The organism is Micromonospora sp. WMMD712, from assembly GCF_029581295.1.
Taxonomy (GTDB): Bacteria; Actinomycetota; Actinomycetes; order Mycobacteriales; family Micromonosporaceae; genus Micromonospora; species Micromonospora carbonacea.
The window spans coordinates 3314526-3326870 of the sequence record NZ_CP120743.1; the positions used below are offsets into that span (position 1 = coordinate 3314526).

At 71.6% G+C, this 12345-nt stretch carries 14 protein-coding genes; 8 read left to right on the forward strand and 6 right to left on the reverse strand.

What is annotated here, in order from left to right:
- Positions 1-27: 27 nt before the first annotated feature.
- The 4 genes from O7633_RS14075 to O7633_RS14090 all read left to right on the forward strand — a co-directional run bounded on the left by O7633_RS14075 (position 28) and on the right by O7633_RS14090 (position 5599).
- Complete coding sequence (locus O7633_RS14075; RefSeq protein WP_282328144.1) at positions 28-1515, forward strand: metallopeptidase TldD-related protein; 1488 nt, start codon at positions 28-30, stop codon at positions 1513-1515.
- Between the two features lie 286 nt (positions 1516-1801).
- Positions 1802-2608, forward strand: a complete 807-nt coding sequence (locus tag O7633_RS14080; RefSeq protein ID WP_278129316.1) for a hypothetical protein — start codon at positions 1802-1804, stop codon at positions 2606-2608.
- A gap of 10 nt (positions 2609-2618) precedes the next feature.
- Entirely contained in the window at positions 2619-4535 is a 1917-nt protein-coding gene (locus O7633_RS14085) for a fumarate reductase/succinate dehydrogenase flavoprotein subunit (protein ID WP_074472622.1), read from the forward strand.
- Positions 4535-5599: a succinate dehydrogenase/fumarate reductase iron-sulfur subunit gene (locus O7633_RS14090; protein ID WP_178066357.1), complete on the forward strand. Its 1065-nt coding sequence runs from the start codon at positions 4535-4537 to the stop codon at positions 5597-5599. Before O7633_RS14085 ends, O7633_RS14090 begins: the two co-directional genes overlap by 1 nt.
- Before the next feature lie 150 nt (positions 5600-5749).
- Here the strand turns inward: O7633_RS14090 and O7633_RS14095 are convergent, their stop codons facing one another.
- On the reverse strand, positions 5750-6190 hold the full coding sequence (locus O7633_RS14095; RefSeq protein WP_074472621.1) for a (deoxy)nucleoside triphosphate pyrophosphohydrolase: 441 nt from the start codon (positions 6188-6190) through the stop codon (positions 5750-5752).
- A gap of 183 nt (positions 6191-6373) precedes the next feature.
- Here O7633_RS14095 and O7633_RS14100 point away from each other — a divergent pair, with 183 nt between their 5' ends.
- From O7633_RS14100 to O7633_RS14110, 3 genes are all read left to right on the forward strand, one after another.
- Positions 6374-6682 carry a 4a-hydroxytetrahydrobiopterin dehydratase gene (locus tag O7633_RS14100; protein ID WP_278129324.1) on the forward strand — a complete coding sequence of 103 codons (309 nt, stop codon included), beginning with the start codon at positions 6374-6376 and terminating at the stop codon, positions 6680-6682.
- A gap of 38 nt (positions 6683-6720) precedes the next feature.
- Entirely contained in the window at positions 6721-7083 is a 363-nt protein-coding gene (locus O7633_RS14105) for a PH domain-containing protein (protein WP_043965760.1), read from the forward strand.
- 62 nt (positions 7084-7145) lie between these two features.
- Complete coding sequence (locus tag O7633_RS14110; protein ID WP_282328145.1) at positions 7146-7358, forward strand: hypothetical protein; 213 nt, start codon at positions 7146-7148, stop codon at positions 7356-7358.
- Between the two features lie 81 nt (positions 7359-7439).
- On the opposite strand, the gene O7633_RS14115 is transcribed toward O7633_RS14110, so the two are convergent.
- Positions 7440-9278 carry a hypothetical protein gene (locus O7633_RS14115; protein WP_282328146.1) on the reverse strand — a complete coding sequence of 613 codons (1839 nt, stop codon included), beginning with the start codon at positions 9276-9278 and terminating at the stop codon, positions 7440-7442.
- A gap of 355 nt (positions 9279-9633) precedes the next feature.
- Positions 9634-9882: a hypothetical protein gene (locus O7633_RS14120; RefSeq protein WP_278129329.1), complete on the reverse strand. Its 249-nt coding sequence runs from the start codon at positions 9880-9882 to the stop codon at positions 9634-9636.
- A 91-nt stretch (positions 9883-9973) separates the two neighbouring features.
- Here O7633_RS14120 and O7633_RS14125 point away from each other — a divergent pair, with 91 nt between their 5' ends.
- The gene (locus O7633_RS14125) at positions 9974-10699 is read left to right on the forward strand and encodes an ElyC/SanA/YdcF family protein (protein ID WP_282328147.1); all 726 of its coding nucleotides are present in this window, start codon (positions 9974-9976) and stop codon (positions 10697-10699) included.
- 41 nt (positions 10700-10740) lie between these two features.
- Here the strand turns inward: O7633_RS14125 and O7633_RS14130 are convergent, their stop codons facing one another.
- From O7633_RS14130 to O7633_RS14140, 3 genes are read right to left on the reverse strand one after another with little or no spacing between them, the layout of a single operon-like run.
- On the reverse strand, positions 10741-11076 hold the full coding sequence (locus O7633_RS14130; RefSeq protein ID WP_282328148.1) for a glyoxalase superfamily protein: 336 nt from the start codon (positions 11074-11076) through the stop codon (positions 10741-10743).
- A 40-nt stretch (positions 11077-11116) separates the two neighbouring features.
- Positions 11117-11743, reverse strand: a complete 627-nt coding sequence (locus O7633_RS14135; protein ID WP_043965748.1) for a histidine phosphatase family protein — start codon at positions 11741-11743, stop codon at positions 11117-11119.
- A 53-nt stretch (positions 11744-11796) separates the two neighbouring features.
- Positions 11797-12324, reverse strand: coding sequence for a dihydrofolate reductase family protein (locus tag O7633_RS14140; protein ID WP_282328149.1), 528 nt, complete (start codon positions 12322-12324; stop codon positions 11797-11799).
- Positions 12325-12345: the final 21 nt, after the last annotated feature.

Here is a 12345-nt window from a genome sequence, read left to right on the forward strand (position 1 = left end):
GGCCGCCGAACGCAGCGGGGTGGTCGCATGAGCGAGGACGTGCTGGGGCTCGCCGACCAGGTGGTCGACCTGGTCCGCCGGCTGGCCGGGCCGCAGGCCGAGGCGGAGGTGGTGGTCACCCGCGCCGACCTGGCGCTGACCCGGTTCGCCAACTCCTTCGTGCACCAGAACGTCGCCGAGTCGGGCGTCTCCGTGCGGCTGCGCGTGCACGTCGACGGGCGCACGGCGGCCGGCGGCGGCAGCCTGGTCACCCCGGAGGGGCTGGCCGCCCTGGTCGAGCGGGTCCTCGCGGCGGCCCGCCTCTGCCCGCCGGATCCGGCCTGGCCGGGGCTGACCCCGCGCTCGCCGGTGCCCGCCGCCCCGGCCTGGGACGAGGCCACGGCCTTCGCCGAGCCGGGCGAGCGCGCCGAGCGGGTGCGCGCCTTCGTCGACGCCGTGGGCGGGCTGGAGGCCGCCGGCTACTGCCGCACCGGCTACCGGGCGGCGGCGTTCGCCAACTCCACCGGGCACTCGGCGCAGGGCGTCGCCGCCGCGGCGGCGATGGACGGCATCGCCCGCACCGGCGGCGCGGACGGCGTGGCCCGGCTGCACGTCGACCGGCTGGCCGACCTCGACGGGGCGGCGCTGGGGGCCCGGGCCGCCGCGAAGGCGCGGGCGGCCGTGGACCCGGTCGAGCTGCCCCCGGGCCGCTACGAGGTGGTGCTGGAGCCGGCCGCCGTCGCCGACCTGCTGCACAACTTCGCCATGTGGGGCTTCAACGGCAAGCGGCACGCCGAGCGGCAGTCCTTCGCCGAGCCGGGCGTGGCCCAGTTCGACCCGGCGGTCACGCTGGTCGACGACCCGCTCGCCGGGTCGGGGCTGCCGTTCGACGTGGAGGGCACGGGCCGGCGGGCCCTGACGCTCGTCGACGCCGGCACCACCGTCGCCGTGGCGCACGACCGGCGCAGCGGCGCGGCGGCCGGGGTGGGCTCGACCGGGCACGCGTCGCCGGAGGCGGCCACCTTCGGCCCGATGCCGGCCAACCTGCGGCTGTCGGGCCCCGCCCCGGCGGGCGGCGACGGCGCTGCGGCGCACGCGCCGGCCGGCGGCTACCGGGCTCAGCACGCCGCCGGGGCAGGGCACGGCGACGGGGCAGGGCACGGCGACGGGGCAGGGCACGGGTCGCCGGCGCCGGCGGGGCCGCTGGTCGACGACGCCACGGCCGACCTGGTCGCCGGGATGGAACGGGGCCTGCTGGTCAGCGACCTGTGGTACACCCGGGTGCTGGACACGAAGAGCCTGGTGATCACGGGGTTGACCCGCAACGGGGTGTGGCTCGTGGAGGGCGGGGTGCCGGTGCGGGCGGTGCAGAACTTCCGGTTCACCGAGTCCTACCCCCGGGCGCTGGGCCCGGGGGCCGTGCTCGGGATCGGCCGCCGGGCGGTCCGGCAGCCGGACCGGTTCGACGGCGTCTGGTGGGACGCGCCGGCGCTGCGGCTGGCGTCCTGGAACTTCACCGGGGGCGCGTCGGGCTGACCCGCGCGGATGATCCTCGCCGGTTCTGGCGGCGGCCGGAGAGTGAGGTTCTTAACATCCGACATCGATCGTGTTGCGGGGACTTTTCCGCAGGCCGGACACACGGGACACTCCCTTGCGCGGACGGCCCACGGAGATCGGCGTAACGTGTGTCAACTAGCTGCGCCGGTACGGCCGGTGTGGTCGTTGGTGTGCGCGGTGAGGTGGCAGCGGGTACGGGGTCGCCGGTCCGCGTGCCGACCGGAACAACTGCCGCCCGTGAGGGCCCCGTCAGGGAGACGACCGAATGACTTCAACGGCAACGAGGCCGCGGGGAGCGCGAGCGCGCGCCGCCATAGCGGCGAAGACGTTGCGGACGGACCGGTGGTGGTTCGCTCCGCTGATCACCGTCATCGGGCTCAGCGCCTGGGTGGCGTACGCGACGGTCCGGGTCTTCATGCACAAGTGGTACTGGGTCGAGCAGTACCACTACCTGACCCCGTTCTACTCCCCGTGCGTCACGGACCGGTGCGTCGAGGGGGCCGCCCACTTCGGCAGGTTCCTGCCCGGCTGGTGGATCATCCCGGACGCGGCGCTGACCCTGCCGTTCCTGCTGCTGTTCCGGCTCACCTGCTACTACTACCGCAAGGCCTACTACCGGTCGTTCTGGCTGTCCCCGCCGGCCTGCGCCGTGCCGGACAAGCACGACAGCTACTCGGGCGAGACCCGGTTCCCGCTGCTGGGCCAGAACCTGCACCGCTACTTCTTCTACGCCGCCGCGATCATCTCGCTGATCAACACCTGGGACGCGGTGCTGGCCTTCCACTCGCCGGAGGGCTTCGGCTTCGGGCTGGGCAACGTCGTCCTGCTGGTCAACGTGGTCATGCTGTGGGCGTACACGATCTCCTGCCACTCCTGCCGGCACATCATCGGCGGGCGGCTCAAGCACTTCTCCAAGCACCCGGTGCGATACAAGGCCTGGACCGGCGTGTCCTGGCTGAACGTCCGGCACATGCAGCTCGCGTGGATCACCCTCGGCACCCTGGCGCTGACCGACTTCTACGTCATGGCGGTCGCGGCCGGCTGGTTCAACGACCTGCGGTTCATCAACTAGAGGGCCTGACATGACGACCACGAATCGCATCGAACGACACCACTACGACGTCGTCGTGATCGGGGCCGGCGGCGCCGGCCTACGCGCGGCGATCGAGGCCCGGCTCGCGGGCAAGAAGACGGCGATCATCTCGAAGTCGCTGTTCGGCAAGGCCCACACCGTGATGGCCGAGGGCGGCGCGGCCGCCGCCATGGGCAACGTGAACAGCCGGGACAACTGGCAGGTGCACTTCCGCGACACCATGCGCGGCGGCAAGTTCCTCAACAACTTCCGGATGGCCGAGCTGCACGCGAAGGAGTCGCCGCAGCGCATCTGGGAGCTGGAGACGTACGGCGCGCTGTTCGACCGCACCAAGGACGGGAAGATCTCGCAGCGCAACTTCGGTGGCCACGAGTACCCCCGGCTGGCGCACGTCGGCGACCGGACGGGCCTGGAGCTGATCCGCACCCTCCAGCAGAAGATCGTCTCCCTCCAGCAGGAGGACAAGGCCGAGTTCGGCTCGTACGACGCCCGGATCAAGGTGTTCGCCGAGACGACGATCACCGAGCTGCTGCTCGACGGCGACAAGGTCGCCGGGGCGTTCGGCTACTACCGGGAGTCCGGCGAGTTCATCCTGTTCGAGGCCCCGGCCGTGGTGCTGGCCACCGGCGGCGTCGGCCGGTCCTACAAGGTCACGTCGAACTCCTGGGAGTACACCGGCGACGGGCACGCGCTGGCCCTGCGCGCCGGGGCGACGCTGATCAACATGGAGTTCCTCCAGTTCCACCCGACCGGCATGGTGTGGCCGCCCTCGGTGAAGGGCATCCTGGTCACCGAGTCGGTGCGCGGCGACGGCGGCATCCTGAAGAACTCCGACGGCAAGCGGTTCATGTTCGACTACGTCCCGGACGTGTTCCGCAAGCAGTACGCGGACAACGAGGCCGAGGCGGACCGCTGGTACAAGGACCCGGACAACAACCGGCGTCCGCCGGAGCTGCTGCCCCGCGACGAGGTGGCCCGCGCGATCAACAGCGAGGTCAAGGCCGGTCGGGGCACGCCGGCCGGCGGCGTCTACCTCGACATCGCGTCCCGGCTGCCGGCCGAGGAGATCCGTCGCCGCCTGCCGTCGATGTACCACCAGTTCAAGGAGCTGGCCGACGTCGACATCACCAAGGAGCCGATGGAGGTCGGGCCGACCTGTCACTACGTGATGGGCGGCGTCGAGGTGGACCCGGACTCGGGCGCCGCGTACGGCACGGTGCGCGGGCTGTTCGCCGCCGGTGAGGTGTCCGGCGGCATGCACGGCTCCAACCGGCTCGGCGGCAACTCGCTGTCGGACCTGCTGGTCTTCGGCAAGCGGGCGGGCGGCCACGCGGCGTCGTACGCCGATCAGTTGACCTCGCGCCCGAAGGTGTCGATCGGCGCGGTCGAGGCGGCCGTGGAGACGGCGCTCGCGCCGTTGCAGCGCGACACCGGGGAGAACCCGTACCACCTCCAGCAGGACCTCCAGGCGGTCATGGGGGATCTGGTCGGGATCATCCGCCGGGAGGGCGAGCTGGCCGACGCGCTGGTCAGGCTGGCCGAGCTGCGCGAGCGGGTGGCGAAGGTCAGCGCGGCCGGCGGGCGGCGCTACAACCCGGGCTGGCACCTCGCGCTGGACCTGCGCAACATGCTGGTGGTCTCGGAGTGCACCGCGAAGGCGGCGCTGGAGCGGCAGGAGTCGCGCGGCGGCCACACCCGGGAGGACTTCCCGGCGATGGACCCGAAGTGGCGCATGGTGAACCTGGTCTGCGCCCTGGACGGCGACACGGTGCGGCTGACCCACAAGCCGCTGCCGAAGATGCGCGCCGAGCTGGTCGCCCTGTTCGACCGGGCCGAACTGGCCAAGTACCTGACCGACGAGGAGCTCGCGGACTTCGACGCCCTCGCTGAGGAGGCGGGCAAGTAATGGGAACCAAGCGTCACTTCAGGATCTGGCGGGGCGACGAGAGCGGCGGCGACCTGCAGGACTACCAGGTCGAGGTCAACGAGGGCGAGGTGGTCCTCGACGTCATCCACCGGCTCCAGGCCACCGACGCGCCGGACCTGGCCTGCCGGTGGAACTGCAAGGCCGGCAAGTGCGGCTCCTGCTCGATGGAGATCAACGGGATGCCCAAGCTGGGCTGCATGACCCGGATGTCGACCTTCGAGGAGGCCGAGACCGTCACGGTCACCCCGCTGCGCACGTTCCCGATCATCCGGGACCTGGTCACCGACGTCTCGTTCAACTACGAGAAGGCGCGGGAGACCCCGGCGTTCGCGCCGCCGGCCGGGGTCGCCCCGGGCGAGTACCGGATGCAGCAGGTCGACGTCGAGCGCTCGCAGGAGTTCCGCAAGTGCATCGAGTGCTTCCTGTGCCAGAACGTCTGCCACGTGGTCCGCGACCACGAGGAGAACAAGCAGGCGTTCTCGGGTCCCCGGTTCTTCATCCGGGCCGCCGAGCTGGACATGCACCCGCTCGACGCGAAGACCGACCGCAAGGAGTACGCGCAGGCGGAGCAGGGCCTCGGCTTCTGCAACATCACCAAGTGCTGCACCGAGGTCTGCCCCGAGCACATCAAGATCACTGACAACGCGATCATCCCCATGAAGGAGCGCGTGGTCGACCGCAGGTACGATCCCCTGGTATGGCTCGGTAGCAAGATCTTCCGGAGGGGTCAGGTGCCTCAGACCAGCGTGACCAGCGCCTCGCACAGCGGCGCCGTGCACTCCCACGCCGCCGCCGGCGGGGTCCACTCGCACGCGGGTGGCTCCCACGACCAGGCCGCCGAGGCGCAGGCCCAGGCCGGCGTCAACTGGCACCGCGAGGTGCCGAAGCCGACCGCCCCGGCCGTGGACGACAACGGCAAGCTGCCGCTGACGGAGCTCACCTTCGACCGGGCCGCCGCGCCGTCGCCGTTCGGCGACGACGTGCAGTTCCCGCTGCCCCCGGAGCACCTCAACTTCGCCCACCCGGAGCAGGACAAGCACTGACCACGACGAGACGACGGGGGCTGGCGGCGCAGGCCGCCGGCCCCCGTCGGCGTTTCCGGGGTCGCCCGCCTGGTCCTGCCGCCCCTGCTGCCCGGCTGTCCCCGCTTCCCTGCTGCCCGGCTGTCCCCGCTTCGCTGCTGCCCGTCGGCTTCAGTCGGTGGCGAGCAGGGGGCGCAGGGCGGCGACGATGGGGGCGTCGGCGGGCAGCCAGGTCACGGTGTCCAGCTCGGCCGCGGAGAGCCAGCGCAGCGCCGAGTGCTCCAGGGCCTTCGGCCGGTCGCCGTGCAGCAGGCGGGCCGCGTACACCTTCAGCACCGAACGGCCGTGGGCCATCCGCACGTTGCGGCCGACCCGGTCGCCGATCTCCACGCGTACGGCCAGCTCCTCGGCGCACTCGCGGACCAGGGCGGCGGTCTCGCTCTCGCCCGGCTCGACCTTGCCGCCGGGGAACTCCCACATGCCGGCCACCTCGGGCGGGGCCGACCGGGCGCAGGCGAGCACCCGCCCGTCGGCGATGATCGCCGCGCCGACGACCACCTTCGGGTCCCGTCGCTCGGTCTGTCCGCTTTCGTTAGCCCGTTCGGTCCGCACGGGCTCCCAGCGTGCCAGATCAATAGGCGGTTTGGGTACCGTGGCCGTCCGCTAGGCCAGTAGAAGTGGGAAGTGTGGGCGTGGACACACCCTCGGTCGGACGACAGACTGGGGTTACCGACTTAGACACGGGACGGCGACGATTTGGCCACAAGCCGGCAACGACGCCTGGGAGGTGCGGTGATGCGGGTGCTGTTCAGGAGCCGGGCGAAGCACGACTACCTGAGCGACGCACTCACCCTGCTGACCGGGTGGACCCGAGAGGGCGAGCAGATCCGGCGCACGCTGGAGATCGACGACACCCAGCACGCCGCGCTGACCGAACGGGTCAAGGTGGTCGCCGACGCCCTGCACCTGCGCCCCGAGATCAGCCGCCGCGACGACCGGACGCAGATCCGGGTCGGGCACGGCGACGGCGCGCCGCTGAGCGAGGGCGAGGTCCTGCTGGCCGCCCGCATCGAGGACGCGTACCGCACCGTCACCGGCTCCTGAGCGGTCGCCTGTTTGGCGGGCCCGCCTACCGTGGGGTCATGGCGAATGCGACATACGACCGCAAGGAGCAGTTCCAGCAGATCCAGAGCGGCCTGCTCACGGGTGAGCAGATCATCGCCGTCTACGACGCCGTCGGCACCGGCACCGGGTTCATCGGCCTCACCGACCGGCGGGTGATCATCCAGGACCGCTCCTTCGTCGGCAAGCGGTACGCGATCACCAGCATCCCCTACTCGAAGATCACCAGCGTGAGCGTGGTGAGCAACAAGTCGTGGGGCGGGGAGTTCTTCTCCACCGGCTCGATCGCCATCCACGTCGGCACGCACACGTACGAGGTCGAGTTCCGGGGCGCGCAGAAGAGCCACCACGTGCACAACGTGATCCTGCACTACATCTCCTGACCGGGCCCGAAGCCGGCTCCGGCCCCTGTCCCGGGGTCGACCCGGTGGCCTACCGTCAGGACATGACTACACTGGCGGTTCTCTTCGGGGCGACCCTGGCGCTGATCGTGGGCGCGTTCCTGGTGGTCGCCTGGCGCGACCGGCGGCGGCAGTCGTCGCCGGAGGACTCGGCGGCGGCCCGTGCGGCAGCCGCCGACCAGCAGCGCTACGCCGCCGAGCGGCACGGCCGCCAGGGCGACGTGGGACGCAGCGGCCAGATGCAGGGCCACCTCTGACCCGTCGACCCGCCCGCCCCGCCGCCCCGAGCCCGCCCCGGTGGGTCGCCCGGCTTGCCGGGCGACCCACCGGGGTCAGGGTCAGCTCCAGGTCAGCTTGAGCAGTTCCCAGCCGCCTTCCGGGATGTCGTCGGTCGGGTCCGTACGCAGGTTCATCGGGTTGCCCATGCCGAGGTAGAGGGTCTTCCCGTCAGTGATCATGGTGCGGAAGCCGTAGTTGAGCTGGTTGCCCAGCCCCTTCGTGTCCACCGCCGTCGCCGGGTGCAGGTTCGAGTCGAACATGAACAGGTCGCCGCCGTAGAGCTCCGGGTCGATCGTGATCGGGTCCAGCCCGTCGCTCAGCCCCTCGACCGCGCCGCTGAAGCCCAGCTGCGCCGCCGTCTGCGGCAGCAGGTCCTTGGCGAGATAGCTCCAGTCCATCGTGCCGACGAAGAGCCGGCCGTCGGTGACGGCCATGGTCCAGGTGTAGTTCGTGTAGATGTTGCCGAACCCCATCCGCCCGAACTGCGCGCTGTAGCCGGTGGTCATGTTCTCCCAGCCGCCCGCGCCGGCGTTCGCCTGCGCGTTGTAGACGGGCAGTTGCGGCTCGCCGTAGAGCAGGTCCACGTCCTCGATCAGGTCGATCCCGCCGAGGAGCGGGCCGAACCCCCGGCCCCGGAAGATGCTGACCGCCCGCTGGGTGTTCTCCAGCGTGTCCCGGGCCGCGTACTCGTCGGCCGGCGGGTACATGGCGGCGACCACGCTCGTCGACTTCATCGGCACGTGCATCGTGCCCCAGTAGAGGTAGCCGCCGTAGGAGACCAGCGCGCCGAGCCCGTAGGTGGTGGCGATCAGCGGATCCGGCTCGTACTGCTGGACGCTCCAGACCTGCTCCCAGCCGGTGACGTCGTCCGTGGTCAGGCCGGGCGCGCCGTTCTTCAGCGGCGGGCTCATCCACACCCCGGCGATGGTGGGGTCGACGTCCTGGATCGGCCGGACGCCGAGGCGTTCGAGCAGCGGGTCGAGGACGGTGTGCGGCGGGTTACCGCCCGCCGACCCGCCCGCCGACCCGCCCGCCAGCGAGCCGCCGCCGCTCCACGCCGACCAGGTGCTGACGAAGATCCGGCCGTCGTGCTCGGTCAGGTCGGCGATCTGGGCCGGGAGCTTGCCGACCTCGACGAAGTTGAACGGGTTGGTCCGGTCGCCGGCCCAGCGCAGCAGGTATCCGCCGTCCTTGCCGTTGGCACCCACCCCGACGCCCGCGTAGAGGACGCCGTCGGCCACCAGGAAGTGGCGGATGTTGCCGTACTTGGTGAAGTTGGCCGAGCCGAGATAGTCGCCGGTGACGGTGTCGAAAGCGAACATGTTGACCGTCGCGCCGAGGGCCGGCCCGGCGAGGAAGACGACTCCCTGGTTGGTCCCGCCGGCCCGCAGTCCCAGCGTCCGCTTCAACCGGTTCAGGTCGTCGGTCGACCGGTTCTTGATGACGTCCGTCTTCTCGGTGAGCACACCGGAGGCGAGATCGTGGACGTAGACCCGGGGTTGCCGGTGATCGCCGACATTTGTCGGCATGGTCGGATTCTGCACCACGATCTGACTGCTCGCGTATTCGCACACGTAGTCGTCATACAGCCGGGGCGTCGGCTGGGCGAGAGTGGTGCCGGCGACGATGCAGTTCACATTCGCCCCGGTGCCGAACCACAGCCGGCCGTTCGCCTGGGCGAGCGACCACACGTACGCCTGGTTGACCTTGGCCTGCCCCTGCGCGCAGGGCGGCCCGGCCGGGTAGGGCACCCCGACCCCGGCGAAGCACTCGTCGGGAGTGGCCTTGGCCAGCAGTTGGTGCTGGAAGGTCGGCGTCGAGTCCGGCAGCAGCACGCCGCGCCCGGCACCCGCCGCGGACGGGACGGCGACGAGAACCGGCAGGACGCCGAGCAACACGGCGGACAGTAGCCGCCATCGAGACATTCTGGGCCGATGCATCGCTAACCTCTCCTCAAACGAAGCCCATTAGTAGTGATGCACGGCAATGGCGTCGGTCATCGAAAGATGCAGCCACCACGGGGACGGAGGCGTGGTCGCCAGTCGCAGCAATCGGCGCACGAGCATTGCCCGCAATGCATCTTGGTGGCGATTCGACACAGCGGCTCTGGTGGATAGCTTGCTCTGATTTCGAGCGCCCATAGCGTACCGTCGGCGACCGCTCTTGTCAGCCACCCAAAGACACCGGGCGACTACCGGGAGCTTCGTAGTCGAATTCCCCGAATGCCGGCGAACCGAGCGGCGGCCGCCTGCCTCAGCGAGCCGGACGGCGGGCGCAGGGGCCGTCGTGGTCGGCGCGGAGCAGGCAGCGCCGGCCGCCGGGCAGCCGCAGGTCGCAGAAGACCCGATGCCGTACGCCCTGCTCGTCCTCCGCCGACACCGTGGTCTCCCCCGGGTCCGCGCAGGAGAGCACCCCCGCCCAGCGGGCCACCACCCGGGCGAGGCGCACCGCGCCGGTCAGGGCTCGCCTGATCACCCTTGATCCACACCACGTCGGGGACATGGTCCGGTCGGGGGCCGGTTGATACCGCCATGTCCCCGACATGGAGTTGATCAACGCTCAGTCGCGCGGATGATCGGGAATACTCGTACCCATGCGGCGTCGACTGTCCACCATGATCGGCAGGCTGCGCACGGCCGGCGGCACGCGCAGGCGCTGGCGTTGGCTGCGCCGCGCCGCCGTCGCGGGCGTCGTCGGGGCGGCGCTGCTGACCGGCGGCACCGTGGCCAGCGTGACGTGGATCCGCGACGGCGCGCAGGGGCACGTCTTCGCCGAGGCGGACGTCCCGGAGGCCCCCGTCGCGCTGGTGCTCGGCACGAAGGTGCACCCGGACGGGACGCCGTCGCCGTTCCTCACCGCCCGGCTGGAGATCGCCCGGCGGCTGTTCGTCGCCGGGAAGGTGCGCGCCGTCCTGCTCTCCGGCGACAACATGAACGCCGACTACGACGAGCCGACCGCGATGCGGCGCTGGCTGCTCGACAACGGGGTGCCGGCGGAGAGGATCGTGCTGGACTACGCGGGCTTCGACACGTACGACTCGTGCGCCCGCGCGAAGCGGATCTTCGGGGTGGAGCGGGCCACGGTGGTGACGCAGTCCTTCCACCTGCCCCGCGCCGTGGCGGTGTGCCGGCGGCTCGGCGTCGACGCCAGCGGGGTGGGCGACGAGACCGCCCGCGCGTACGCCAGGACGTGGCAGGTCAGCTCCACCCGGGAGTACGGGGCCTGCGTGAAGGCCGCCGTCGACCTGCTCTCCGGCCGCGACCCCGTGCACCTCGGCCGCCGCGAGACCGGCGTCGACGACGCCCTGCGCGGTGCCTGAGCCGGACTCGTCCCGCCGACCCTCCAGGAACGCGGGCGGGATCAGGCGGGGACGGTGCCGACCCGGATGCGGTTGCCGTCGGGGTCGGTGAGCTGGAACTCGCGGCCCCAGTCCCGCTCGGCGACCTCGACGCCGCCGCAGTCCGCCGCGACCGTGTCGACGTCGTCGACGTACAGGTAGAGCGAGGTGCCCGGCCGGGCGTCCCCCGTGTGCTCCGACAGGTGCACCTCGATGCCGCCGCGCGCGATGCTCACGTATCTCGGCAGCTCCGGCGCGAACCGGTGCTCCCACTGCTTGCGGAAGCCGAGCCGGGCATACCACCCGGCGGTGGCCTCCGCGTCCGCGACCCGCAGCACGGGTGCCAGTCGTTCCGTCATCCGCACAGTGTGCACGTCGGAACCGACACCCCCGAGGGCTTCAGGAGACGTCGCTGAAGCGCCGCAGGGTCCAGCGGGGCGGCGGCCAGCCCGTCGGATCGCCGTCGGTGGTCCACTCGGTGATCGAGGCCGGCGCCACCTCCATGTCGAACGCCCGGAACAGCGGCTGGGCGGCGAGCGCGTGGAAGGACGCCTCGACCGTCTCGGTGTGCCCGACCAGCACGGCCGTGCCGCCCCAGTGCCGGTGCGCGATGTCCATGATCGCGCGGCTGACGCGGACGACCAGCTCGGCCCAGCTCTCGTTGCCCTCCTCGAACGGCCGGAACACCCCGCCGCCCTCCACGGCGTGCTCGGTCTGGAACTGGGCGGTGGGCAGCCCGTCGGCGTACGGCGGGGTGTGCCAGGCGCAGAGCCCGCAGTCGGGCACCGGGCTGACGCCCAGCGCCTCGGCGATGGGCCACGCGGTCTCGACGGTCCGGCGCAGCACCGAGGAGTAGACCGCCACCGGCCCGGCGACGGCGAGTTCGTCGCGCAGTCGGTCGGCCAGCCGGCGCGCCTGCTGGTGGCCAGAGTCGGTCAGTCCCCGGCAGCCACCGGGGCCGCCCACGACATCCTCGACCTTGTGCACCGACTCGCCGTGCCGGACGAAGAGGAGCCGAGTTCGCATCAGGACATCATGTCCTGCGTCGGGGCACCCTGTCGATCAAGCAGCGGCAACGTTCAGTACGCGACGCGGTACCAGTGGACCGTCTCGCCGGGGATCGGCGTCAGTCGAACGGCAGGCCCGCCCGGGTCGTCGAAGATGCGCACCCCTGCGCCGAGCAGCACCGGAGCGAAGAAGATCAGGACTTCGTCGAGCAGCCCGGCGCGGACGCACTGCCGGGCGACGTCCGCGCCGAGGACGTTGACGTACCTGTCGCCGGCGGCCTCCCGGGCCCGCGCCACGGCGCTGGGCAGGTCGCCGACGAACGTGATCCCCGGGTGCGGCTCGGCCGGCGGCCGGTGGGTGAGGACGAACACCGGCCCGTGGTACTGCCCGCCGAACGCGCCCTCCTTGTCGGTGCCCCGGTTGGGGTCGCCGCCGCCGAAGGTGCCGTTGCCGGCGAGGATCGCGCCGACCTCGGCCAGCAGGCGGTCCGCCGTCGGGTTCTCGCCCGTCAGGTGCTCGGTCAGCCAGGACATGTCGCCGCCGGGGCCGGCGATGTAGCCGTCGAGCGACGCCGTCGCCGAGTACAGCAGCTTGGCCATGGTGCTCCGTTCGTCGGTGGT